This window comes from Pseudoxanthomonas broegbernensis (assembly GCF_014202435.1).
Classification (GTDB): Bacteria; Pseudomonadota; Gammaproteobacteria; order Xanthomonadales; family Xanthomonadaceae; genus Pseudoxanthomonas; species Pseudoxanthomonas broegbernensis.
In genome coordinates this window covers 71,269-94,432 of the sequence record NZ_JACHGU010000007.1, presented here as the reverse complement: position 1 = coordinate 94,432, position 23,164 = coordinate 71,269, and the positions used below count along the sequence as shown (strand labels likewise).

The 23,164-nt window shown below is 69.9% G+C and carries 23 protein-coding genes; 3 read left to right on the top strand and 20 right to left on the bottom strand.

Annotation, left to right across the window (positions count from 1 at the left end; translation table 11 throughout):
- Positions 1-217: 217 nt before the first annotated feature.
- From trpD to rhlB, 18 genes are all read right to left on the bottom strand, one after another.
- Positions 218-1,261 (bottom strand): anthranilate phosphoribosyltransferase, encoded by a 1,044-nt coding sequence (trpD, locus tag HNR76_RS13245; protein WP_162311574.1) that lies wholly within the window; start codon positions 1,259-1,261, stop codon positions 218-220.
- 265 nt (positions 1,262-1,526) lie between these two features.
- On the bottom strand, positions 1,527-1,949 hold the full coding sequence (locus HNR76_RS13240) for a F0F1 ATP synthase subunit epsilon (RefSeq protein ID WP_162311573.1): 423 nt from the start codon (positions 1,947-1,949) through the stop codon (positions 1,527-1,529).
- A 34-nt stretch (positions 1,950-1,983) separates the two neighbouring features.
- A complete protein-coding gene (gene atpD / locus HNR76_RS13235; protein WP_162311572.1) occupies positions 1,984-3,399 on the bottom strand; it encodes a F0F1 ATP synthase subunit beta in 1,416 nt (471 codons plus the stop codon).
- Between the two features lie 110 nt (positions 3,400-3,509).
- Entirely contained in the window at positions 3,510-3,911 is a 402-nt protein-coding gene (locus tag HNR76_RS13230) for a hypothetical protein (protein ID WP_183982289.1), read from the bottom strand.
- 102 nt (positions 3,912-4,013) lie between these two features.
- Positions 4,014-4,877: a F0F1 ATP synthase subunit gamma gene (atpG, locus tag HNR76_RS13225; RefSeq protein ID WP_162311570.1), complete on the bottom strand. Its 864-nt coding sequence runs from the start codon at positions 4,875-4,877 to the stop codon at positions 4,014-4,016.
- A gap of 118 nt (positions 4,878-4,995) precedes the next feature.
- Complete coding sequence (atpA, locus tag HNR76_RS13220) at positions 4,996-6,558, bottom strand: F0F1 ATP synthase subunit alpha (protein WP_162311569.1); 1,563 nt, start codon at positions 6,556-6,558, stop codon at positions 4,996-4,998.
- Between the two features lie 74 nt (positions 6,559-6,632).
- Positions 6,633-7,160, bottom strand: a complete 528-nt coding sequence (locus tag HNR76_RS13215) for a F0F1 ATP synthase subunit delta (protein WP_162311568.1) — start codon at positions 7,158-7,160, stop codon at positions 6,633-6,635.
- A 94-nt stretch (positions 7,161-7,254) separates the two neighbouring features.
- On the bottom strand, positions 7,255-7,725 hold the full coding sequence (locus tag HNR76_RS13210; RefSeq protein ID WP_162311567.1) for a F0F1 ATP synthase subunit B: 471 nt from the start codon (positions 7,723-7,725) through the stop codon (positions 7,255-7,257).
- Positions 7,726-7,843: 118 nt separating this feature from the next.
- Positions 7,844-8,125, bottom strand: coding sequence for a F0F1 ATP synthase subunit C (gene atpE, locus HNR76_RS13205; RefSeq protein WP_162311566.1), 282 nt, complete (start codon positions 8,123-8,125; stop codon positions 7,844-7,846).
- A 76-nt stretch (positions 8,126-8,201) separates the two neighbouring features.
- Positions 8,202-9,002, bottom strand: a complete 801-nt coding sequence (atpB, locus tag HNR76_RS13200; RefSeq protein WP_162311565.1) for a F0F1 ATP synthase subunit A — start codon at positions 9,000-9,002, stop codon at positions 8,202-8,204.
- Between the two features lie 60 nt (positions 9,003-9,062).
- The gene (locus HNR76_RS13195; protein ID WP_162311564.1) at positions 9,063-9,431 is read right to left on the bottom strand and encodes a hypothetical protein; all 369 of its coding nucleotides are present in this window, start codon (positions 9,429-9,431) and stop codon (positions 9,063-9,065) included.
- 349 nt (positions 9,432-9,780) lie between these two features.
- Positions 9,781-10,659, bottom strand: a complete 879-nt coding sequence (gene rpoH, locus HNR76_RS13190) for an RNA polymerase sigma factor RpoH (protein WP_162311563.1) — start codon at positions 10,657-10,659, stop codon at positions 9,781-9,783.
- 216 nt (positions 10,660-10,875) lie between these two features.
- Positions 10,876-11,586: a pirin family protein gene (locus tag HNR76_RS13185; RefSeq protein ID WP_162311562.1), complete on the bottom strand. Its 711-nt coding sequence runs from the start codon at positions 11,584-11,586 to the stop codon at positions 10,876-10,878.
- 161 nt (positions 11,587-11,747) lie between these two features.
- A complete protein-coding gene (gene ung / locus HNR76_RS13180; RefSeq protein ID WP_162311561.1) occupies positions 11,748-12,473 on the bottom strand; it encodes a uracil-DNA glycosylase in 726 nt (241 codons plus the stop codon).
- 27 nt (positions 12,474-12,500) lie between these two features.
- Positions 12,501-13,346 carry a response regulator gene (locus HNR76_RS13175; RefSeq protein WP_162311560.1) on the bottom strand — a complete coding sequence of 282 codons (846 nt, stop codon included), beginning with the start codon at positions 13,344-13,346 and terminating at the stop codon, positions 12,501-12,503.
- On the bottom strand, positions 13,346-14,308 hold the full coding sequence (gene ftsX, locus HNR76_RS13170) for a permease-like cell division protein FtsX (protein WP_162311559.1): 963 nt from the start codon (positions 14,306-14,308) through the stop codon (positions 13,346-13,348). The genes HNR76_RS13175 and ftsX overlap by 1 nt, the downstream gene beginning before the upstream one ends.
- Positions 14,305-14,991 (bottom strand): cell division ATP-binding protein FtsE, encoded by a 687-nt coding sequence (gene ftsE / locus HNR76_RS13165; protein WP_162311558.1) that lies wholly within the window; start codon positions 14,989-14,991, stop codon positions 14,305-14,307. Before ftsE ends, ftsX begins: the two co-directional genes overlap by 4 nt.
- A gap of 99 nt (positions 14,992-15,090) precedes the next feature.
- Positions 15,091-16,812 carry an ATP-dependent RNA helicase RhlB gene (gene rhlB, locus HNR76_RS13160; RefSeq protein ID WP_162311557.1) on the bottom strand — a complete coding sequence of 574 codons (1,722 nt, stop codon included), beginning with the start codon at positions 16,810-16,812 and terminating at the stop codon, positions 15,091-15,093.
- Positions 16,813-17,024: 212 nt separating this feature from the next.
- On the opposite strand from rhlB, the gene trxA reads away from it, so the two are divergent.
- Together trxA and rho are read left to right on the top strand one after the other, a co-directional pair.
- Positions 17,025-17,363 carry a thioredoxin TrxA gene (trxA, locus tag HNR76_RS13155; RefSeq protein ID WP_162311556.1) on the top strand — a complete coding sequence of 113 codons (339 nt, stop codon included), beginning with the start codon at positions 17,025-17,027 and terminating at the stop codon, positions 17,361-17,363.
- A gap of 235 nt (positions 17,364-17,598) precedes the next feature.
- A complete protein-coding gene (rho, locus tag HNR76_RS13150) occupies positions 17,599-19,308 on the top strand; it encodes a transcription termination factor Rho (protein ID WP_162311555.1) in 1,710 nt (569 codons plus the stop codon).
- Positions 19,309-19,429: 121 nt separating this feature from the next.
- Here rho and HNR76_RS13145 read toward each other — a convergent pair whose 3' ends face one another.
- Positions 19,430-20,335, bottom strand: a complete 906-nt coding sequence (locus tag HNR76_RS13145; RefSeq protein ID WP_183982287.1) for a hypothetical protein — start codon at positions 20,333-20,335, stop codon at positions 19,430-19,432.
- An 83-nt stretch (positions 20,336-20,418) separates the two neighbouring features.
- Entirely contained in the window at positions 20,419-21,018 is a 600-nt protein-coding gene (locus HNR76_RS13140) for a hypothetical protein (protein WP_162311553.1), read from the bottom strand.
- A gap of 292 nt (positions 21,019-21,310) precedes the next feature.
- Between HNR76_RS13140 and HNR76_RS13135 the strand changes: the two genes are divergently transcribed.
- Positions 21,311-23,155: a monovalent cation:proton antiporter-2 (CPA2) family protein gene (locus HNR76_RS13135; protein WP_162311552.1), complete on the top strand. Its 1,845-nt coding sequence runs from the start codon at positions 21,311-21,313 to the stop codon at positions 23,153-23,155.
- Positions 23,156-23,164 lie beyond the last annotated feature (9 nt).

Here is a 23,164-nt window from a genome sequence, read left to right as displayed (position 1 = left end):
GGCACGCGCACCGGGGTACCTCTTCTCTCTACAGGAACCGGCTTGCCGGCGACGGCCATGGGAAACCTCCTGCGAGCGATCCGCCGGCCATCGCGGCGTCGGCAGGCAGACTCCTATGGGGCGGTGGCAGAGCCGGCGGCGACATGGCCGTTGCACCTGGAACCGGGGCTCGCCGCGTGGTACGGCGGTTCCGGCAGCGCGGTAAAGCCTTCGGCACTCATGCCGCGCCGGCCCCGGCCAGCTCCCGGGTAAGCGCCACGAACGCCTGCATCCGTTCGCGCGCCGCGCCACTGTCGATCGCCGCGCGCGCACGCACGATGCCCTCGTCGATGGCCTCGACCACACCGGCCACGTACAGCGCCGCGGCCGCGTTGAGCACGACGATCTCGCGCGCCGGGCCGGGCGCACCGTCCAGCACGCCCAGCAGCATGCCGCGCGATTGCGCCGCGTCGGCCACCTTGAGGTTGCGGCTGGCGGCCATGGCGATGCCGAAGTCCTCCGGGTGGATCTCGTACTCGCGCACCCGTCCGTCGCGCAGCTCGCCGACCAGGGTGGCCGCGCCCAGCGACACCTCGTCCATGCCGTCGCGGCCCCAGACCACCAGCGCGCGCTGCGCGCCCAGCTCCTGCAGCACGCGCGCCTGGATGCCCACCAGGTCGGGGTGGAACACGCCCATCAGGATGTTCGGCGCGCCGGCGGGATTGGTCAGCGGCCCGAGGATGTTGAAGATGGTGCGCACGCCCATCTCCCGCCGCACCGGCGCCACTGCTTTCATCGCCGGGTGGTGGATGGGCGCGAACATGAAGCCGATGCCGGTGCATGCGATCGACTGCGCCACCTGCTCGGGCTGCAGCTCGATGGACGCGCCCAGCGCCTCCAGCACGTCGGCGCTGCCGGACTTGGACGAGACGCTGCGGTTGCCGTGCTTGGCCACCCGCGCGCCGGCCGCGGCGGCCACGAACATCGAGCAGGTGGAGATGTTGAAGGTGTGCGAGCCATCGCCACCGGTGCCGACGATGTCGACCAGGCCGGCGCGGTCAGCCACCTCCACGGTGCGCGAGAACTCGCGCATCACCCTGGCCGCGCCGGCGATCTCGCCGACCGTTTCCTTCTTCACCCGCAGGCCGGTCAGGATCGCGGCGCTCATCACCGGCGACACCTCGCCACGCATGATCTGGCGCATCAGCCCGACCATCTCGTCGTGGAAGATCTCGCGGTGCTCGATCGTGCGCTGGAGGGCTTCCTGGGGAGTGATGGTCATCTCGGCGGCTCGCGGGAAACCCGGTGAGTCTAGCGAATGCCGGCTTGCTCTGGATCGCCGCTTCCGATCCGTGGCCCGCGTCCGTGGTCCCGGTGCAGGCCGGAAGCCGGCGAGTCGGGACGCCTGACTGCGGGCGTCCCGCTTCGGGCATGGCCGGCCTTTCGGTGAAAGCCACGGCGCTACGACGGATGTTCCCGCACAAACGCAAACGCCGGCCCTGAGGCCGGCGTTCGGGGAAGCACGCTCCGGCCGCGGCCGGAGCGACTCAGTGCTTGAGGTTGCGGCGCAGGCGCTCCAGCGCCTGCAACTGGGCGGTGACCTCGGCCAGGCGCTGCTGCGCCTCGGCCACTTCCATCGCCTCGCTGCGGTTGGCCAGCACCCGCTCGGCCTCTTCCTTGGCCTTGCGCACCGCCGCCTCGTCGATGTCCTCGGCGCGGATGGCGGTGTCGGCCAGCACGGTGACCACCTGCGGCTGCACTTCCAGGATGCCGCCGGAGATGGCGAAGTCCAGGCGCGTGCCGTCGGGCAGGGTCACCACCACCTTGCCGGGCCGGAGGCGGGTGATCAGCGGCGCGTGGCGCGGCGCGATGCCCAGCTCGCCCAGCTCGCCGGTGGCCACGACCAGGGTAGCTTCGCCGTGGAAGATCTCCTGCTCGGCGCTGACGATGTCGCAACGGATGGTGCTCATGGTGCCTCGCTGTGCTCGTTCCCGGAGACCGCCGTCAGGCGATCTTCTTCGCCTTCTCGACCGCTTCCTCGATGGTGCCGACCATGTAGAAGGCCTGCTCCGGAAGGTGGTCGTACTCGCCGTCGCAGATGCCCTTGAAGCCGCGGATGGTGTCCTTCAGGGACACGTACTTGCCGGGCGAGCCGGTGAACACCTCGGCCACGTGGAACGGCTGGCTGAAGAAGCGCTCGATCTTGCGCGCGCGCGACACGGCCTGCTTGTCCTCTTCGGACAGCTCGTCCATGCCCAGGATCGCGATGATGTCCTTCAGCTCCTTGTACTTCTGCAAGGTGGCCTGGACGCGGCGTGCGGTGTCGTAGTGCTCGTGGCCGATGACGTTCGGGTCGAGCTGGCGGCTGGTCGAATCCAGCGGGTCCACGGCCGGGTAGATGCCCAGCGCGGCGATGTTTCGCGACAGCACCACGGTGGCGTCCAGGTGGGCGAAGGTGGTCGCCGGCGACGGGTCGGTCAGGTCGTCCGCGGGCACGTACACGGCCTGGATCGAGGTGATCGAGCCGGTCTTGGTCGAGGTGATGCGCTCCTGCAGCACGCCCATTTCCTCGGCCAGGGTCGGCTGGTAGCCCACCGCCGACGGCATGCGGCCCAGCAGCGCCGAGACCTCGGTGCCGGCCAGGGTGTAGCGATAGATGTTGTCCACGAACAGCAGCACATCCTTGCCCTTGCCGCTGGCGTCCTTCTCGTCGCGGAAGTACTCGGCCATGGTCAGGCCGGTCAGCGCGACGCGCAGGCGGTTGCCCGGCGGCTCGTTCATCTGGCCGTAGACCATCGCCACCTTGTCCAGAACGTTGGAGTCCTTCATCTCGTGGTAGAAGTCGTTGCCCTCGCGGGTACGCTCGCCCACGCCGGCGAACACCGACAGACCCGAGTGCGCCTTGGCGATGTTGTTGATCAGCTCCATCATGTTGACGGTCTTGCCGACGCCGGCGCCGCCGAACAGGCCGACCTTGCCGCCCTTGGCGAACGGGCACATCAGGTCGATGACCTTGATGCCGGTCTCCAGCAGCTCGTTGGTCGAGGACTGGTCCTCGTACGAGGGGGCGGCGCGGTGGATCTCCCAGTGGTCGGTGGCCTGCACTTCGCCGGCCTCGTCGATCGGGCGGCCCAGCACGTCCATGATCCGGCCCAGGGTGCCCGCGCCGACCGGCACCGAGATGGCACGGCCGGTGTTGCTGGCCACCAGGTTGCGGCGCAGGCCGTCGGTGGAGCCCAGGGCGATGGTGCGCACGACGCCGTCGCCGAGCTGCTGCTGGACTTCCAGGGTGATGGCGGTGTTGTCGACCTTCAGGGCGTCGTACACCTTCGGCACTTCCGCGCGCGGAAACTCGACGTCGACCACGGCGCCGATGATCTGGACGATCTTGCCTTGAGCTTGAGTATGGGTGGCATTCATGTCGCTACTCGCTTGTCCCGAAGTTCGGATGTTATGGAAAACCGCCGGGCTTTCCGCAACACCCGCGGATGTCCTGCGGGCCCGAAGGCCCGCGGGACCGATTCAACCGCTTACTCGCACTTGAGCATGGCGGCGGTCTGCGCGAACTGGTCGTTCGCGGCGGTGCACGCGGTCGCCAGCCCGGACTTGTCGGCCAGCGCATCCCACTGCGCCCTGGCCTGGTCCACGCCCTGCTGGAACGCAGCGGCCGTGGCGCCGCCGCCGGTCTTGGCGAAGCAGGCCTGGGCGCGGGCCAGGTAGTCCTCGCACGCCTGCGGCAGGCCCGAGACCACCGGCGCCTCGACGGCCGCATCGGCGGCGTCTACGGCATCCGCAGCGTCGGCGTCGACAGCGGCGGCGGCTTCGACGGCAGCGGCATCGGCCGGGGCGGCGGCATCGGCCGGCGCATCGGCCTGCTTGGCGCAGGCGGTCATCAACACTGCGAGCAGCGCGACAGTCATCAGCTTGTTCATCGTCATTCCTTGGCTCCAGTTGAAAACGGATACTTCGCACGCAGTGATGTTCGTCCCCAAGAAGCACCGACCGCGCGGCGACGCCTCCCCCCTTTCCCGCGATCACACGGCGGCGGCACCGCCCACGATCTCGGAGATTTCCTGGGTGATGGCCGCCTGGCGGGCCTTGTTGTAGACCAGGTTCAGGGTGCCGATCAGCTTGGTCGCGTTGTCGCTGGCCGCCTTCATCGCCACCATGCGCGCGGCGTGCTCGGACGCCACGTTCTCCAGCACGGCCTGGTACACCAGCGATTCGACGTAGCGGGTCAGCACGTGCTCCAGCACGGAGCCGGCGTCGGGCTCGTAGAGATAGTCCCAGTCGTGGCTGGGCACGCCCTCGCCCACCGCCGGCAGCGGCAGCAACTGGTCGAAGGTGGCCTGCTGGCTCATGGTGTTGACGAAATGGTTGTAGACCACGAACACGCGGTCCACCTTGCCCTCGGTATAGGCGTCGAGCATGACCTTGATCACGCCGACCAACTGGTCCAGGCGCGGCACGTCGCCCAGGTGGGAGACGGTACCGACCATGTTCACCTTGATCCGGCGGAAGAAGGCCTGCGCCTTCTGGCCGATGGTGACCATGTCCACTTCCACGCCCTGCTCGTTCCACTGCCGGATCTCGCCGAGCAGCTTGCGGAACAGGTTGTTGTTCAGGCCGCCGGCCAGGCCGCGGTCGGAGGAGACCACCACGTAGCCGACCCGCTTGACCTGCTCGCGCTCGACCAGGAACGGGTGCGGGTAGTCGGTATTGGCCTGGGCCAGGTGGCCGATCACCTGCTTCATCGCGCTCGCATAGGGGCGCGAGGTGCGCATGCGCTCCTGCGCCTTGCGGATCTTGGAGGCCGACACCATCTCCAGCGCGCGGGTCACCTTGCGGGTGTTCTGCACGCTCTTGATCTTGGTTTTGATTTCCCTGCCGCCTGCCATTGCTCGCTCCGCTGGCCGGGGTTCGAAACGGGGACCCGAGGAATCGCAAAAGCCGATCCTGTCCCGCCCGAAGCCCTTCTTCTACGAATTCCTAGTTCCGGGTATCAATCGCGCGGGCTCAGAACGAGCCCGTCGCCTTGAAATCCTCGATGCCCTTCTTGAAAGCGGCCTCGATCTCGTCGTTCCAGCCGCCGGTCTTGTTGACCTGCTCGACCAGCGCGCCGTTGGTGTTGGCGAAGTGGGCGTGCAGGCCCTCCTCGAAGGCGCCGATCTTGGCCACCGGCACGTCGTCCAGGTAGCCCTCGTTGACCGCGTAGATGGACAGCGCCTGGTCGGCGATGGACATCGGCTGGTACTGCTTCTGCTTCATCAGCTCGGTGACGCGCTGGCCGCGCTCGAGCTGCTTGCGGGTGGCCTCGTCCAGGTCGGAGGCGAACTGCGCGAACGCGGCCAGCTCGCGGTACTGGGCAAGCGCGATGCGGATGCCGCCGGACAGCTTCTTGATGATCTTGGTCTGGGCGGCGCCGCCCACGCGCGACACCGAGATGCCGGCGTTCACGGCCGGGCGGATGCCGGCGTTGAACAGGTCGGTCTCCAGGAAGATCTGGCCGTCGGTGATCGAGATCACGTTGGTGGGCACGAACGCGGACACGTCGCCGGCCTGGGTCTCGATGATCGGCAGCGCGGTCAGCGAGCCGGTCCTGCCCTTCACCTCGCCGTGGGTGAACTTCTCCACGTACTCCTCGGACACGCGCGCGGCGCGCTCGAGCAGGCGGCTGTGCAGGTAGAACACGTCGCCCGGGTAGGCTTCGCGGCCCGGCGGGCGGCGCAGCAGCAGCGAGATCTGGCGGTAGGCCACGGCCTGCTTGGACAGGTCGTCGTAGACGATCAGCGCGTCTTCGCCGCGGTCCATGAAGTACTCGCCCATGGTGCAGCCGGAGTAGGCGCTGATGTACTGCATCGCGGCCGACTCCGACGCCGTGGCGGCCACGACGATGGTGTGGGCCAGCGCGCCGTTCTCTTCCAGCTTGCGCACGATGTTGGCCACCGTCGACGCCTTCTGGCCGATGGCCACGTACACGCACTTGATGCCGGTGTCCTTCTGGTTGATCACCGCGTCGATGGCCAGCGCGGTCTTGCCGGTCTGGCGGTCGCCGATGACCAGCTCTCGCTGGCCGCGGCCGATCGGGATCATCGCGTCGACGGTCTTGTAGCCGGTCTGCACCGGCTGGTCGACCGACTTGCGCCAGATCACGCCCGGGGCCACGCGCTCCACCGGCGCGGTCTGCGCCGCGGCGATCGGGCCCTTGCCGTCGATCGGCTCGCCCAGCGCGTTGACGACGCGACCCATCAGCTCGGGGCCGACCGGCACTTCGAGGATGCGGCCGGTGGTCTTGGCCACGTCGCCCTCGCGCAGGTGCTCGTAGTCGCCCAGGACCACGGCGCCGACCGAGTCGCGCTCCAGGTTCAGCGCCAGGGCGTACGTGGACTGTCCGTCGGCGGCCGTCGGCAGCTCGATCATTTCGCCCTGCATCACGTCGGCCAGGCCGAAGATGCGCACGATGCCGTCGGACACGCTGGTCACGGTGCCCTCGTTGCGGGCCTCGGCGGACAGCTTCACCTGTTCGATGCGGGTCTTGATCAGGTCGCTGATTTCGGAAGGGTTGAGCGTGGTAGCCATGTTGGTTTTCCTTGGAGTCGCGCGCCCGGCGGGCTGGCAACCTGAAAAGTGAACTGTCGGGTGGCGGCGTCCGGTCAGCCGGCCAGCACGGTCTGCAGGCGCGCCAGCTTGCCCTTGAGCGAGCCATCGATCACCACGTCGCCGGCGTCGATCACCGCGCCGCCAATCAGGCTGGCATCCACCGCCGTGCCCAGCTCGACCTCGCGGCCGAAGCGGCGCTTGAGCGCGTCGCGCAGCGTGTCCAGTTCCTGCGGCGACAGCATGGCGGCGGAGGTGACGGTGGCCCGCACCACGCGCTGGTCCTCGGCGCGCAGTTGCTCGAACAACCCGGCGATCGCCACCAGCAGCGGCAGGCGCCCCGCCTGCGCCAGCAGGCCGAGGAAACGGAGGAACGAAGCCTCCGCGTCCGGCGGCGCCAGCAACGCGACCGCATCGCCGTCGGCCAGTTCGGGGTTGAGCAGCAATCCGGACACGCGCGGGTCGGCGGCGACCTGGGCGGCGAAGCCCAGCGCCTGGGACCACGCATCCACGCGGCCTTCGTCGCGGGCGACCGCGTGGGCGGCCCGGGCGTAGGGACGGGCGAGGGTGAGGGCCTGGCTCATTCTGTTACCTCGGCGGCAACCGATGCGCGCACCGATGCCGGCCCTCGACCACAGGGGCGGCGCAGCGCGGTGATGGCGGACATGACGGTCATGGTCAGAGTTGCGCGGCCAGTTCGTCGAGCAGCGACTTGTGCGTGCCGGCGTCGATCTCGCGGTGCAGCAGCTTCTCCGCGCCGCTCACTGCCAGCGCGGACACCTGCCTGCGCAATTCCTCGCGCGCGCGGTTGGCCGAGACGTCGATCTCGGCCAGGGCCGAGGCCTTCTGCCGGCCGGCCTCGGCGACGGCTTCCTCGCGTGCGGCATCGACGATCTGGTTGGCGCGGGCGTGGGCCTGGTCGATGATCTCGTTGGCCTTTGCGCGCGCTTCCTTCAGCAGTTCGTTGACCTTGTCCTGCGCCTGGGCCAGATCCTTCTGGCTGCGGTCGGCCGCGGCAAGGCCCTCGGCGATCTTCTGCTGGCGCTCCTCGAGCGCCTTGAGCAACGGCGGCCAGATCTTGCTGGCGATCAGCCAGATCAGGCTGGCGAAGGCCAGCGCCTGGGCGATTAGGGTCAGATTGAGATTCATGGGTGCGCTCTGCCTGTACTCGGGGAGCCCGCGGCGCGGGCCGCGGGCTTCCTACGTGCCGCCGCCGGCACCCGCGTCGCGGACCGGCGGCAGACCTGCGGGGTCTTCGGCCCGGCAGTTACGGGGCCAGGCCGCCGACCAGGAACGGGCTGGCGAAGGCGAACAGCAGGCCCACGGCGACACTGATGATGAACGCGGCGTCGATCAGGCCGGCGGTGATGAACATGCGCACCTGCAGCACCGGGATCAGCTCCGGCTGGCGCGCGGCCGACTCCAGGAACTTGCCGGACATGATGGCCAGGCCCAGGCCTGCGCCCAGCGCGGCCAGGCCGATCATGATGCCGACGGCCAGAACGGTCGAGGCCTGGACGGAAGCGAGGGCGGTCAGTGCGGTTTCCATGGTTTTCTCCGGGACGGATGGCTTAAGGGTGAAGGGGGATGAAGGGTGAAGCGAATCTTGGATTCGAGAACCGTGATCAGTGGCTATCTTCGGCCAGGCTGAGATAGACGATCGACAGCATCATGAAGATGAACGCCTGCAGCGGGATGACCAGCAGGTGGAAGACCATCCAGCCGAAGCCGAACACCGCGCCGCCGAGCAGGCCCAGCAGGCCGGCGCCGCCGAGCACCCAGATCAGCAGGAACACGATTTCGCCGCCGAACATGTTGCCGAACAGTCGCATCGCCAGCGAGATGGGCTTGCTCAGCCATTCGACGGTGTTGAGGACGAGGTTGAACGGCATCATCCACTTGCCGAACGGCGCGGTCAGGAACTCCAGGGTGAAGTGGCCCAGGCCCTTGGCGCGCAGTGCGAAGAACAGGGTCAGGAAGAACACGCTGATCGACAGGCCCAGAGTGGCGTTGACGTCGGCGGTGGGCACCGGCTTCCAGTAATGGACGCCCACCCACTCCAGCGGCTTGGCGATGAAGTCGGCCGGGATCATCTTCATCGTGTTCATCAGCAGGATCCAGAAGAACAGGGTGATCGCGATCGGCGTCACCAGCTTGCTGGTCCCCTGGTAGGTGTCGCGCGCCTGGCGGTCGACGAACTCCAGGCAGATCTCGACGAAGGCCTGCCACTTGCCCGGCACCCCGGCGGTGGCCTTGCGCGTGGCCAGCCAGAACAGGAACACCATCAGCGCGCCCGTCAGCACCGAGGTGATCAGCGTGTCCAGGTGCAGCGTCATGAACCCGCCGCCTTCGCCGACCTGTGCGGTCAGGTTGTGCAGGTGATGCTGGATGTAGCTGGTAGGGGTCAGTTCCGCCTCGCCCGCCATAGGTCCGATTTCCTGTTCTCAACGCACCGATGTTGTTCTGTTGCCGGCCCGCGGGCGCCGTTAGCGGCCCAGTGCCAGGGCCGATACCTGCGCCACCAGCGCGGCCACGGCCGCGGCCAGCATCGGCGGCGGCGGCAGCCCGAAACCGATCATGCCCAGCGCCAGCGCCGCGACCACGACCAGCCACTTGGCCAGCACTCCCGCCAGCAGCCGCGCCACCGCCGGTCCGGCGCCGCCGACCCCGCCTCCCAGCGCGATCCACGCCGCCAGTCCGCCCGCCAGCATCACCGCCGCACCGCCGGCCAGCGCCGCCACCGGCCAGAGGCCGCCTCGCCAGAGGCATGGCAGCACGACCAGCAGCGTCGCCGCTGCCTGCCAGGCAATCGCACGCCGGGCCTGTCGCCGGCCTGCGGCAACGGAATTCAGCACGTGACGGATACCTGCGGAGGAAGCGAAGGCCGGCTGCATGGAGATGCGCCTCGCCGAGCCGCCGAAGTATAGCAGCGGGGCATTTTAGGGGACAACCGCCACAGGTTGCCCGCAGGCGCCGGAACTTTGCCCCGCTGCGTCGGTCGCATTCCCTGCCGGAACGGAAAACCTCGTCGGCCCAGCCCGGCATCACGGCCCCGGTTCCCACCGGGGCCTTTTTCTTGCGGGGGGTCGCGGTGGCGCAGGCCGTCCGGCACGTAAAGCGTTCACGCCCGCCACGAAAAAGGATGGCCCGGTCGCCCGGGCCATCCTCGTCGCACGCCATGCCGCGAAAGCGGCGCCGGCCAGCCTAGGCGGCCAGCAGCGCCCGCATCTTCTTCATGGCGTTGGCCTCGATCTGGCGGATGCGCTCGGCCGATACGCCGTATTCGTCCGCCAGCTCCTGCAGGGTGACCTTGCTGTCGGCGTCCAGCCAGCGCCGGGCGACGATGTCGCGCGAGCGCGCATCCAGGCTGGCCAGGCTGGCGCGCAGGGACTGCAACTGGTGGTCCTCGCTGTCGGCCCGCTCGTAGGCCTGCGACGGGTCCTCGTCGTGCGCGACCAGATAGGCGGCCGGCGCCGGCGGGGCGTGGTCGTCGTCCTCGTCGGCCGGAGCGTCGAAGCCGATGTCGCGGCCGGACAGGCGCGACTCCATCTCCAGCACCTCGCGCTCGGAGACGTTGAGGTCGCGGGCCACGGCGCTGACCTCGGCCGCGTTCATCCAGCCCAGGCGGGTCTTGGCCTTGCGCAGGTTGAAGAACAGCTTGCGCTGGGCCTTGGTCGTGGCGACCTTGACGATGCGCCAGTTCTTGAGGATGAACTCGTGCATCTCGGCGCGGATCCAGTGCACCGCGAAGCTGACCAGGCGCACGCCCAGTTCCGGGTCGAAGCGCTTGACCGCCTTCATCAGGCCGATGTTGCCTTCCTGGATCAGGTCGCCCAACTGCAGGCCATAGCCGCTGTAGCCGCGGGCCACGTGCACGACGAAGCGCAGGTGCGAATGCACCAGCTCGCGGGCGGCATCCAGGTCCTCCTGGTCGCGGAAGCGGCGGGCCAGCGCCTGCTCCTCTTCCACGCTCAGCACCGGGATCCGGTGCACCGCGCCGATATAGGCCTCCAGCGAACCCAGCGGGCTGGGGATCGGGAGGTTGTTGGCGACGAGTTGGGTCGAACGGATGGTCTGGGTCATGGCGGTCATCTTAGCAATCGGGGGATTGGACTGCTAACGCACCGATAGGTTCCCGGCATTGCAGCAGTGGAACGATCCTTGCCCTCGGGTTCCTTCGCGAATCAAGGGTTTGCGCGCGGGCGCACGAAGCGGAACGGCTTGGCTCGGGCAGTATGCCCGCCGCGGCGCAACACGATGTGAGCCTCCCTGCCGGGACGCGGCGCGCGGCGGCCTCCATCAATCGCCGGCCGGCGGCAGGTCGAACACCAGCACCTCGGCGGCCTGGCCGGCTTCCACCTCCACCTGCGGCTCGTCGCGGTACAGCAACGCGTCGCCCGCGGCCAGCGGGTGGCCGTTGACCGTGGCCCGGCCGCGCACCAGGTGCAGGTAGGCCAGCCGGCCCGGGGCGATGGCCAGCGCCGCCGATTCGGCTCCGTCGAACAAGCCGGCGTACATCCGCGCGTCCTGGTGGATGCGCAGCGAACCCTCGGCGCCTTCCGGGCTCACCACCAGCCGCAGCCGGCCGCGCTTGTCGGCGGCGTCGAAGCGCTTCTGCTCGTATCCGGGGGCGATGCCGGTGCGATCGGGCAGGATCCATATCTGCAGGAAATGGGTGGTGCCGGCGCTGTCGTAGTTGAACTCGGAGTGGGTCACGCCGGTACCGGCGCTCATCCGCTGCACCTCGCCGGGGACGATGGTCGCCACGTTGCCCATCGAGTCCTTGTGCGCCAGCGCGCCTTCCAGCACGTAGCTGATGATCTCCATGTCGCGGTGGCCATGGGTGCCGAAGCCCTGGCCGGCGGCCACCCGGTCCTCGTTGATCACCCGCAGCGGACCCCATTGCACGTGCGCGGGGTCCACGTAGTCGGCGAAGGAGAAGCTGTGCCGGGAATCCAGCCAGCCATGGTTGGCGTGGCCGCGCTCGGCGGCCGGGCGCAGGGTGATCACGAGGCACCTCCAGCAGGGTGGGGCCGGGACGTTCCCGGCGGATGGCGCCCATCATGATCGCCCCTCCCCCTGGGATAAACCCATGAATAGAGCCCTTATTGTTCTATTTTTGTTGAATTAATACAGGGTAACGAGGCCTCGCCGCGGCCAGCCGCCGGCAATCAACCCCCTGCAAGCATCGCCTCGACCTCGGCCCGCGGCGGCAGCGACCAATCCACCGGCGCCTGGCCGTGACGGGACAGGTACTCGTTGGCCGCGGCGAAATGGCCGCAGCCCATGAAGCCGCGGTGCGCCGACAGCGGGGACGGGTGCGGCGCCTTGAGCACCCGGTGCCGGCGCGGGTCGATCACCTTGCCCTTGGCCTGGGCGTAGCTGCCCCACAGCATGAAGACCAAGTTCTCGCGCTCGCGCGCCAGGACCTCGATGGCGTGGTCGGTGAAGCCCTCCCAGCCCTTGCCCTGGTGGGCGCCGGCCCGGCCCTGCTCCACCGTCAGCACCGCGTTGAGCAGCAGCACGCCGCGCCTGGCCCAGGGCAGCAGACAGCCGTGGTCCGGCCGCGGCAGGCCCAGTTCGGCGCCGATCTCCTTGAAGATGTTGTCCAGCGACGGCGGCACCGGCACGCCCGGCAGTACCGAGAAGCACAGCCCGTGCGCCTGGCCCGGGCCGTGGTAGGGGTCCTGGCCGAGGATCACCACCTTGACCGCATCGAACGGGGTGGCGTCGAAGGCGGCGAAGATGCGCGGCCCGGGCGGATACACCCGCGCGCCGGCGGCCTTGCGCTGGCGCAGGAACGCGGCCAGCTCGCGCATCCGCGGGCTCAGCAGCCAGTCGCCGATGCGCGCCTTCCACGATGGCTCCAGGCGGATGCGTTCCTCGTCTTCGCTCATGCGTGTTCGCTCATGGCCGGCACTGGGTCACTCCGGCCTGGCGCCACCGCCGTCCAGCCGCGCCAGGCGCAGTTGGAACAGCACCTTGGTCACCAGCAGCCGCTCCTCGATGGGCTTCTGCACCAGGTCGTTGGCGCCGGCGTGCAGCAGTTCGGACTGGTTGCGGCGGTTGGCGTCGCCGGTCATCACCAGCACCGGCAGGTGGCGCTTGCCGTAGCCGAAGTCGATGCGGATGCGCTCGACCACGTCGCGCCCGCTCAGCTCGCCCTTCAAGGTCACGTCGGTGAGCACCAGGTCGATCCGGCGCTCGGTGCGGCCCAGCGACTCGGCGGTGAGCAGGCCGAAGGCCTCCTCGGCGGTGAGCACGTGGATCACGTCGAGCTGCTGGCGTTCGAGCATGCGCTTGGTCGCCTCGGCGACCACCCGGCTGTCCTCGATGTAGAGCACGACCGCGCCGGGGATCGCCTGCGGCTGCACGTAGCCGCGGATGAACTCGGCCAGGGCCTCGTGGCCCAGCGACTTGTCGAAGTAGTCGGTGACGTACTCGGTGAAGCGGCGCTCCACCAGGTGCTGCTGGGCGTCGCCGGACACCACGATCACCGGCACGTAGGCCTGGCCGGCGGCCTCGCGCACGCTGCGCGCCAGCTCCAGGCCATCGCCGTCGGGCAGCGACAGCGCGGTGGTGACCAGGTCCACCGCTCCGGCCTCCAGCGCCGCGCGCGCCTCGGCGATGCTGGAGCAGCCGACCACCTGCACGCCCGGCAGCTCGCGCTTGAGCACGTCGACGATCAGCTTGCGCACCAGCTTGGAACCGTCGGCCACCATCACCCGCGGCGCATCGCTGATCAGGTGCTTGAGCTCGTGCGAGGCCATCAGGTCTCCGTGGGGCGGGTCTGGCGCAGGAAGTGGCCGGTGACCGCCCAGGCGCCCAGCCATCCCAGCAGAATGGTCCCCACCAATACCATTCCCGAGTGCAGGGCATCCAGTCCCTTCAACGCGAACTGGCTGCCGTAGCTGGCGCTGAGCGCGGCCAGCGGCTCGCGCAGGGCCAGGCCGGCGGCGGCGATCAGGCCCAGCGCCAGCAGCCCGGCCCCGAGCCCGTACCACACGCCCAGGTAGAGGAACGGACGGCGGATGAAGCCGTCGCTGGCGCCCAGCAACTGCAGCACGCCGATCTCCTCGCGCCGCGACTGGATGTCCAGGCGCACCGTGTTGCCGACCACCAGCAGCGCGCCCAGGCCCAGCAGTACCGACAGCACCTGGACCGCGCGCTGGCCGAAGCCCAGCCAGGCATCCAGGCGCCTGCGCCAGACCGCATCGTGCTGGACCAGGTCGGCCTGCGGCAGCGCCGCCAGCGCCCGGGCTAGGCCCGCGTCGTCGTCGCCCCGCGGCGCGACCACCAGCAGCGTCGGCAGCGGGTTCTGGCCCAGCGCGTCGATCGCCTCGCCCAGGCCGCTGCCGTCGCGGAACTCATCCAGCGCCTGTTCCGGCGTACGCACTTCCACCGCGGCCACGTCCGCGCGCGCGCCCAGGGAGCGGGCCAGTTCCGCTGCCGCCCGCGCGTCCACGTCCATCTTCAGGAACACGCCGATCTCGCGCGATTGCTGCACGCTGCCGGTGAAGTGATGCAGGTTGTCCATCACGATCGACAGGCCCAGCGGCAGCGCCAGGGCCAGCCCCATCACCGCCACCGTCAGCAGCGTGGCCCATGGCTTGCGCGCCGCCCGGCCCAGGCTGAAGGCCAGGCTGTGCAGGTGCTGGTCCAGCCACACGCGCGGCCGCGACGGCGCCCGCGCGGCGGGTGCGGCCTTGGCGTTGGCCTTGCCCGTCCTCATTCCGCCAGGTCCTGCGGGCTGATGTCGTCGACCAGGCGGCCGTGGTCCAGCACCAGCACGCGCCGGCGCATGCGCCGCAGCAGGGGCAGGTCGTGGCTGACCACCAGCACGCTGGTGCCGCGCTCGGGCAGGCCGGCGAACAGCTCCATGATCTCGGCGGCCAGCGCCGGGTCGAGGTTGCCGGTGGGCTCGTCGGCCACCAGCAGCGGCGGCTCGGCGACGATCGCCCGGGCGATGCCCACGCGCTGCTGCTCGCCGGCCGACAACTGCCAGGGCAGCGCCTTCTCGCGATGGCCCAGGCCCATGCGCTCGAGCACCGAGCGCACCCGCTTGCCGATCTCCGCGCGCCGGGTGCCGCGCAGGATCAGCGGCAGGGCCACGTTCTCGCCGATGCTGCGGTCGGTCAGCAGGCGATGGTCCTGGTAGACCACGCCGACCGCACGCCGGTGCAGGGCGACCTTGCCGCCGCGCACGCGCTGCAGGTTGCGCTCGCCGAACAGCACGGTGCCGCGGGTGGGCCGCTCGGACAGGTGGATCAGGCGCAGCAGGGTGCTCTTGCCGGCGCCCGAGTGGCCGGTGACGAACAGCATCTCGCCCTGGGCGACCTCGAAGCTCACGTCCACCAGCGCCGGATGGCCGCCGGGATACTGCTTGCTGACGCTCTCGAATCGCAGGACGCTCATGCGCCGATTATGCAGGGGCGTCCCGCGCGGTGCGACCGCCTCCACGCGCATCCGCCGCCTCCTGGCGCCGGATGCGCATGGCCGGGCCGCGGCCGCGGATCAGCCTCCGGGGATCAGCGAACGCAGCCTGCGGCCGATGCGGGTGATCAAGGAGTCGCCACCGCCGGCCGGCGACGGTTGCGCCGAGGCCGAACGCGCCGGCGACGGCTTCGCCGACCCCGACGCGCCCTGGCTGTTCTCGGCCGCCAGGCCCTCCACCGGCTTGCCGCGACGCCGGCGCCGGCGCTTGCGCGGGGCGCGCTCGCCCTCGCCCGCCGCATCGGCCGGCGCGGGCCGGCCTTCCGCCGGCACCGGCGGGACCGGCTGCGGGGCGCGTTCCGGCGCGGCGGCCTCGCCGGCGGCGACCGGGGCGGCCTCGCCTTCGGCCCTGGGCTTGCGCCGCGGCCGGCGCTCGCCGTCGCGACGCTCGCCGCTACCGCTGCTGCTTCGCCCGCCGCCGCGCCCATCGCGCGCGCGGCCGCCGCCGCGGCGTTCCTCGTCTGCGGCGCGCTGCTCGCGGGCCTCGCGGAATATCTCGCCGATGCTCTCGTTCTCCTCGCCCTCGTCCTGCCCGCCCTCCGGCCGCGGGCGCGGCGTACGCGGCAGCGCGGTCAGCAGGTCGGCGGTCACCGGCTCGGCGGGGATCTTCTGCTCGATATAGGCCTCGATGTCCGGCAGGCCCATGGCGTAGCGCTCGCAGGCGAAGCTGATCGCGTCGCCCTCCGCGCCCAGGCGGGCGGTGCGGCCGATGCGGTGGACGTAGTCCTCCGCGTCGAACGGCAGGTCGTAGTTGTAGACGTAGCTGACGCCGTCGATGTGCAGCCCGCGCGCGGCCACGTCGGTGGCCACCAGGATCTCGAGCTGGCCCTTCTGGAAGCGGTTGAGCAGGCTCTCGCGCTTCTTCTGCGGCACGTCGCCGGAGAGCACGCCGACCCGGTAGCCGGCCCGCTCCAGCGCGCGCGCCACGCGCTCGACGAAGGCCTTGGTGTTGACGAACACCATGGTGCGCGCGCCCTCGCTGCGCGAGAGCAGGCCCAGCAGCAGCGGCAGCTTCTCCTCGTCGGAGGGGAAGTACATGCGCTGGCGCACGCGCGCGGCGGTGATGGACTCGGTCTCCGCGACGAGCTTCTCGGGCTCGTTCATGTGCTCGTAGGCCAGCTCCAGCACCCGGTGGCTCAGGGTGGCCGAGAACAGCAGGGTCTGGCGCTCGGTGCGGATCGGCATGCGCCGCAGCAGGAACCGGATGTCCTTGATGAAGCCCAGGTCGAACATGCGGTCGGCCTCGTCCAGCACGCAGACCTCGCAGGCGTGCAGGGAGACCACCTTGTGCTGCTTGACGTAGTCGATCAGCCGGCCCGGGGTGGCGATGATCACGTCCACGCCCTTCTGCAGCAGCTCGCGCTGCTTGTCGTAGTCCACCCCGCCGTAGACCAGGGCGAAGCGCAGGCCCAGCTCGGAGCCGAACTTGACCGCGTCCTTGTGGATCTGGATCGCCAGCTCGCGGGTGGGCGCCAGGATCAGCGCGCGCGGGTCCTCCGGCTTGCGCTCGGCCAGCGCCGGGCGGGTCAGCAGGCGGTTCATCACCGTCACCAGGAAGGCCAGGGTCTTGCCGGTGCCGGTCTGGGCCTGGCCGGCGACATCGCGGCCCGGCAGGGCGATCGGCAGGGTCAGCGCCTGGATCGGGGTGCAGCGGGTGAAGCCAGCCGACTCGAGCCCGGCAAGCAGCGCCGGGTGCAGGTCGAACGAGGAAAAAGCTACGTCGGTCAGCGGTTTGTCGCTCATCATCCATTCTTCGTGAGGCCCGCTGCGGCATGGCGCGGGCGGCGGTCTTGCATCGGATTCCCGGTCGCCGCACACTGCGCGCGGCCCCGGGTTGCGCGGCCGTCGTGGGGACGACGGCCCCTTGACAACTCTACGGAACGCCCCAGTTTAACCCAATGCGCCGGGCCCGCCCGCTGGCCCGTCCGCAGGCAATCCCCACGGAGACCCCCCAAGTGAACGATAAGGTGATGCATATCGGCGACGCCGATTTCGACAGCGCCGTGCTGCAGTCCCAGGAACCGGTCCTGGTCGATTTCTGGGCCGAATGGTGCGGTCCGTGCAAGATGATCTCGCCGATCGTCGACGAACTGGCGCAGGCCTACGACGGCCGGATGAAGGTGGCCAAGGTCAACATCGACCAGAACCGCGCCACCGCGATCAAGTACCACGTGCGCTCGATCCCGATGCTGCTGCTGTTCAAGGGCGGCCAGGTCCAGGCCACCCAGGTCGGCGCGGTCGGCAAGGGCCAGCTCACCCAGATGATCGACAAGACCCTGGGCGCGGCAGCCTGACTCTGCCGCCCGGCGCGGCGGGACGGCCCGGGGAACGCCGTCCTGCCCGCGCCTGAACCGGGGCCTCGACCCGCTTGCCGCGGCCCCGGGAGCAGTGCTAGTGTCGTTTCATCCGGCCGGTTTCCGCGGCCGCACCTCCGACGGGAAACGGAAATCCGTACGCCCCGGCGCACCCCACCCACGAGTCCATCCGCCCGCCCAGGGCGCTCGCACCTTCCAGCGAGGAATCGCAGTCTTGTCCGACAACACCCTGCCTGAAGCGCCCGGGAGCGATGACGCACCCGCCGAGAAGCGCGCGCGCAAGCGCACCCCCAAGCCGGTGAGCGCCGGCGCGGGCGAACCTTCGCCTTCGCCCGCCGCCGAGGCGCCTGCCGCCCCTGCCCCCACCCCGCCTGTCCAGCCGGCGCTCCCGATCCAGCCGCCGGCCGCATCCTCCGGCTCCGAGGCCGCGCCCGCCCAGAACGCCGGCAGCGGCGACGACGACGGCGGCGGCAACCCGCCGCAAGACGGCGAGGCGCGCGGCGGCGACGGCCGCCACAACAACAACCGCCGCGAGCGCTTCCGCAACCGCCGCGACCGCCAGCGCGACCGCTTCCGCGACGACGGCGGCATGCAGGACGACAACGGCAACAACCAGGCGCCGCCCTCGCGGCCGCACCCGAGCGTGCCGGAAGGCTTCCCGCAGTATTCGCTCAGCGACCTCAAGCGCATGCCCGCGCACAAGCTGCTGGAGATCGCCGAGCAGTTGCAGATCCAGGAGGGCGTGGCCCGCGCCCGCAAGCAGGACGTGATCTTCGCCCTGCTCAAGGTGCTGACCCGCCATGGCGAGGGCGTGGCCGCCGACGGCGTGCTGGAGATCCTGCCGGACGGCTTCGGCTTCCTGCGCGCGGCCGAGGCCAGCTACCTGGCCGGCCCGGACGACACCTACATCTCGCCCAGCCAGATCCGCCGCTTCAACCTGCGCACCGGCGACCACCTGTCCGGCCGTATCCGCTGGCCCAAGGACGGCGAGCGCTACTTCGCCCTGGCCGTGGTCGACACGATCAACGGCGAGCCGCTGGAAGCCAGCCGCGGCAAGGTCCTGTTCGAGAACCTGACCCCGCTGTTCCCGCGCAAGCGCTTCCGCCTGGAGCGCGGCGACGGCTCCACCGAGGACATCACCGGCCGCATCCTCGACCTGATGGCGCCGCAGGGCAAGGGCCAGCGCGCATTGATCGTCTCCCAGCCCAAGGCGGGCAAGACGATGATGATGCAGCAGGTCGCCACCGCCATCACCACCAACCACCCGGACGTGCACCTGATCGTGCTGCTGATCGACGAGCGCCCGGAGGAAGTGACCGAGATGCAGCGCACCGTGCGCGGCGAGGTCATCAGTTCCACCTTCGACGAGCCGGCCGCGCGCCACGTGCAGGTCGCCGAGATGGTGATCGAGCGGGCCAAGCGCCTGGTCGAGCACAAGAAGGACGTGGTGATCCTGCTCGACTCGATCACCCGCCTGGCGCGCGCCTACAACAACGTCGTGCCCAGCTCCGGCAAGGTCCTGACCGGCGGCGTGGACGCCAACGCCCTGCACCGGCCCAAGCGCTTCTTCGGCGCCGCGCGCAACGTCGAGGAAGGCGGTTCGCTGACCATCATCGCCACCGCGCTGATCGACACCGGCAGCAAGATGGACGAGGTGATCTACGAAGAGTTCAAGGGCACCGGCAACTCCGAGGTGCACCTGTCCCGCCGCATCTCCGAGAAGCGCGTGTTCCCGGCCATCGACATCAACCGCTCCGGCACCCGCCGCGAGGACCTGCTGATCGAGCCGGAGCTGCTGCAGAAGATCTGGATCCTGCGCAAGCTGCTGCACCCGATGGACGAGATCGGGGCGATGGAGTTCATGCTCGACAAGATGAAGAACACCAAGTCCAACGACGAGTTCTTCAGCTCGATGAAGCGCTGAGCGCACCCTCCGCTTCACGCGAAAAGCCCCGCCTTGGCGGGGTTTTTCGTTGGTCCCGATGTCCCGGCCGGAGGTCGGCTGCGGGGCGCCCGGCTTCAGGCCCTGGGCACCCCGGCACCCCCTATTGTTCCATGCCCATGCCTTCCGGTCCGCCCGCTGCCGCCTCCAGCTCCGGAAGCACCGGAGGAGACAGGGCGACGGCGGGCGTCATGGCGTCCGCTGGCGGCATTTCCGGGGCCTCCGGTGCCTCCTGCGTCGCCAGCCACGCTTCCAACTGGCCGGCCGCCAGTTCCGTGCACTGGCGTGCGTAGTCGGCCGCCACCTCATGCACCCTGGCGTAACCGTCGTCCTGCCATTTGGCCAGGGTCATGGTCTGCGGCTCGGGCCGGCACTCCAGCCTCGGCACCAGCGACGGCGGCGGGGCACTGGCGACGGTTGCGTCCCGAGCCACGATGACCGCCTGGTAGCGCAGTTCATAGGGCGTGTCGGAGCGCCCCAGTTCCTGGTAGATCAATGTCCAGACACCAGGCCTGGCCTCGATGCGCAGCGGCGGCGGCGATACCGGTCCGGACCGGGACAGCACCAGTTCCTCGATGCGCTGTTGCAGCATCGGCACCATCAGCGGGCCGGTGGGATCGGGGAGCGAATCGACCCATTTGCCCTTCAGTTGTTCCTTGCTGAACGTACCGGTGGTGGTGCCTCCGGCGAACGCACTCAGCAATGCGCCCGCCACCTTGGCCGTGGTCGCCTTGGCGGTATCCCCGCGGGTCACCAGGCGCAGTACCGGCTCCTGCTCGGAGCGGAGCTGCCAGGAATTATCGAGCACCACGGTCACCGCCGGCGGGGATGGAACCGGCTCGGCTTCGCCGGCTTCCTGCCCGGAAGCGGCGGCGGGGATCGGGTCCGGCATCGCTTCCGGCGCGGCTTCGGCCGATACCGCGCCACTGCCGTCATCGGCGCGCGCATCGATGCCAGCCAGGGCCAAGCATAGCACCAACAGGGCCAAGCGCTGGGAATTCCATTTCATACAGCCTCCTCGGTTGTCGTCGAATCAGGGCACGGGACGCAAGCCCGGCGGAACGCCCTGCCGCTGCCCGTTCCCGGGATAGGTCAGTCTGTGGATCCGCAGGCCTTTGCACCCTGCAACGGTTGATGGACGCGATGCCAGGCCTGCGTCCCGGGCATCCTGACCAGACGCGCACCTTCGATCTGGCAGGTGTCGGAGCCCCACGCCGCCTCCATCTCGTAAGACTCCCCCGCAACCGGCACCAGCGTCGCCATCGATTGGCAGACACTGGACTGGCGATGGCCCGGGGCACCGGTCCCGGCGATGCCGACGGAATGGGACTCGCGGTAATAGTTGAAACTCACCGTGATCGGCTGCCCCGCACGCACTGCGATCTCGACATAGTGTTCGGGCAGGCCGGGACGCTTGGGCATTCCGATATCGCGCGTGCGCTGCCCCCCCATCTGCGGGCCGGCCGGATAGCCGCCACCCGGGACGGATACGCCGGCACAGACGCTGTCCGGATATACCTTGACGTTGCGGGAACCGATGAGCCGCAGGTGGGCCACGTCCCCTTCCGTCGGCTCCGCGTAGGCCGACAACTCGCTCTTGAGGGTCTGCCCCACCCACCCGCATGCGGTGAGATGCAGGGCCAATACCGATGCGATCGCCAGGCGCCACGGCGCCTTCCTTCCCCATTCCATTGCTTGACGCTCCCTGAAAAATCCCTTGCCGTCCCACGCTTCCGGATCCGTCCGGTACCACCTCCCCCGATGGAGCGGAAACGCATCTCTTGTTTCGATCATGCCATGGAAGCGACGGGCGGGCGCAATCCGGTTTCCCCCTTGAATCCCCCCCCCTGAAATCGGACGCGCCTGGGTGACGCCGTGCCGGCCGAAGGCGGGCGAATGCGTGAAAAGGCCATGAACGCCCTGGCAACCGCCGCAAGCCCGCCGCAACGGCACAGGACGGCAAGCGCATAATCCGGGGGAACGGATGGACGCCACGCTCCCCGCCAGCCTCAGCCTCGAACTCGCCCTGGTGCTGCTGGCGGCGACCATCGTCGCCGTGCCGCTGTTCCGCCGTTTCGGCCTGGTCGCGGTAATGGCCTACCTGGCCACCGGCGTGGCGCTGGGGCCGGACGGAATGGGCGTGGTCCGCGACCCGGACCGGATCCTGTCCGCGTCGGAAATCGGCGTGGTGATGCTGCTGTTCGTGATCGGCCTGGAGCTGTCGCCGGCGCGGCTGGCGCTGATGCGGCGGCCGGTGTTCGGGGCCGGCGGGGCGCAGGTGACCGCCTCGGCGCTGCTGCTGGGCGGCGCACTGCTGTTGTACGGCATGCACTGGAAGAGCGCGCTGGTGGCCGGCCTGGGGCTGGCCCTGTCCTCGACCGCGGTGGGCCTGCAACTGCTGGCCGAACGCCGGCAACTGGGCAGCGACTACGGACGGCTGGCGTTCTCGATCCTGCTGTTCCAGGACCTGATCGCGATCCCGCTGCTGGCGGCGATCCCGCTGCTGGGCGGAGCCAAGAACCAGACCCTGACCTGGGCGGTGGCCGCCCACGCGCTGGGTGCGCTGGCCCTGGTGTATTTCGGCGGGCGCCTGCTGATGCGCCGCACCTTGCGCGTGGTGGCGCGGCAGACCCGCACGCCGGAAGTGTTCACCGCCACCGCGCTGCTGGCGGTGCTGGGCAGCGCCTGGATCATGCAGCAGGCCGGCCTGAGCCCGGGCCTGGGCGCGTTCATCGCCGGCGTGCTACTGGCCGACTCGGAGTACCGGCACGAACTGGAATCGCGGATCGAACCGTTCAAAGGCCTGCTGCTGGGCCTGTTCTTCATCGCCGTGGGCATGACCATCGACCTGGACCGCATCGCCGCCGAGCCGTGGCTGGTGGCCGGCGGCGTGGGCCTGCTGCTGGTAGCCAAGTTCGCCGTGCTCTGCGGCGTGGGACGGCTGGCGCGGCTGGCGCCCGGGCATGCGCTGATGCTGGGCGGCACCCTGTGGCTGGGCGGCGAATTCGCCTTCGTGGTGTTCCACGAGGCGCTGCGCGTGCGCCTGCTGTCCTCGGCCGACCACGACCGGCTGGTGGCCATCGTCGGCGTATCCATGGCACTGATGCCGCTGCTGATGCTGGCGTTGGAGCGCCTGCTGCGCGAGCGCGAGGCGCGGCGCGTCCCGTCGGCGCCGCCACCGTCCGAACACCCGCCCGAACCGGCGCTGCGCAAGCCGCAGGTGCTGGTGGCCGGCGTCGGCCGCTTCGGCCAGATCGTGGCCCGGCTGCTGGCCGCCCAAGGCATTCCCTACGTGGCCCTGGACAGCAGCGCCGAGCGGGTGGAGGGCCTGCGCCGCAGCGGCAGCCGCGTCTTCTACGGCGACCCGACCCGCTCGGACCTGCTGCGCGCGGCCGGTGCCGAGCACGTGAAGGTGTTCGTGATCTGCACCGACGACCCCGACAGCAACCTGCACGCGGTGCGCCTGATCCGGCGCCTGTACCCGCAGGCGAAGATCCTGGCCCGCGCACGCGACCGCCAGCACGCCTGGCGGCTGATGGACCTGGGCACCGAACCGTTCCGCGAGCTGCTGGGCAGCAGCCTGGAAGCCGGCGAACGCGTGCTGCTGGAGCTGGGCGTGCCGGCCGAGGTGGCCGCCGACCACGTCCACCGCTTCCGCCGCCACGACGAGGCCTTGCTGTACGAGCAGTACCTGATCCACGACGACGACGCGGCGGTGGCGCTGCGATCGCGACAGGCGCGCGCGGACCTGGTGCGGCTGTTCGAGGCCGATGCGGACGACGCGCAGGCACGGGACGCGGCGACCCGGCCCATCCAGCCGCCACAGTGAGCCACAACC

Excerpts from the sequence above, each read along its gene's own strand:
- trpD (WP_162311574.1), bottom strand. The coding sequence starts at position 1,261 with ATGACCATCACTCCCCAGGAAGCCCTCCAGCGCACGATCGAGCACCGC.
- HNR76_RS13240 (WP_162311573.1), bottom strand. The coding sequence starts at position 1,949 with ATGAGCACCATCCGTTGCGACATCGTCAGCGCCGAGCAGGAGATCTTC.
- atpD (WP_162311572.1), bottom strand. The coding sequence starts at position 3,399 with ATGAATGCCACCCATACTCAAGCTCAAGGCAAGATCGTCCAGATCATC.
- HNR76_RS13230 (WP_183982289.1), bottom strand. The coding sequence starts at position 3,911 with ATGAACAAGCTGATGACTGTCGCGCTGCTCGCAGTGTTGATGACCGCC.
- atpG (WP_162311570.1), bottom strand. The coding sequence starts at position 4,877 with ATGGCAGGCGGCAGGGAAATCAAAACCAAGATCAAGAGCGTGCAGAAC.
- atpA (WP_162311569.1), bottom strand. The coding sequence starts at position 6,558 with ATGGCTACCACGCTCAACCCTTCCGAAATCAGCGACCTGATCAAGACC.
- HNR76_RS13215 (WP_162311568.1), bottom strand. The coding sequence starts at position 7,160 with ATGAGCCAGGCCCTCACCCTCGCCCGTCCCTACGCCCGGGCCGCCCAC.
- HNR76_RS13210 (WP_162311567.1), bottom strand. The coding sequence starts at position 7,725 with ATGAATCTCAATCTGACCCTAATCGCCCAGGCGCTGGCCTTCGCCAGC.
- atpE (WP_162311566.1), bottom strand. The coding sequence starts at position 8,125 with ATGGAAACCGCACTGACCGCCCTCGCTTCCGTCCAGGCCTCGACCGTT.
- atpB (WP_162311565.1), bottom strand. The coding sequence starts at position 9,002 with ATGGCGGGCGAGGCGGAACTGACCCCTACCAGCTACATCCAGCATCAC.
- rpoH (WP_162311563.1), bottom strand. The coding sequence starts at position 10,659 with ATGACCCAGACCATCCGTTCGACCCAACTCGTCGCCAACAACCTCCCG.
- ung (WP_162311561.1), bottom strand. The coding sequence starts at position 12,473 with ATGAGCGAAGACGAGGAACGCATCCGCCTGGAGCCATCGTGGAAGGCG.
- HNR76_RS13175 (WP_162311560.1), bottom strand. The coding sequence starts at position 13,346 with ATGGCCTCGCACGAGCTCAAGCACCTGATCAGCGATGCGCCGCGGGTG.
- ftsX (WP_162311559.1), bottom strand. The coding sequence starts at position 14,308 with ATGAGGACGGGCAAGGCCAACGCCAAGGCCGCACCCGCCGCGCGGGCG.
- ftsE (WP_162311558.1), bottom strand. The coding sequence starts at position 14,991 with ATGAGCGTCCTGCGATTCGAGAGCGTCAGCAAGCAGTATCCCGGCGGC.
- rhlB (WP_162311557.1), bottom strand. The coding sequence starts at position 16,812 with ATGAGCGACAAACCGCTGACCGACGTAGCTTTTTCCTCGTTCGACCTG.
- HNR76_RS13145 (WP_183982287.1), bottom strand. The coding sequence starts at position 20,335 with ATGAAATGGAATTCCCAGCGCTTGGCCCTGTTGGTGCTATGCTTGGCC.
- HNR76_RS13140 (WP_162311553.1), bottom strand. The coding sequence starts at position 21,018 with ATGGAATGGGGAAGGAAGGCGCCGTGGCGCCTGGCGATCGCATCGGTA.
- HNR76_RS13135 (WP_162311552.1), top strand. The coding sequence starts at position 21,311 with ATGGACGCCACGCTCCCCGCCAGCCTCAGCCTCGAACTCGCCCTGGTG.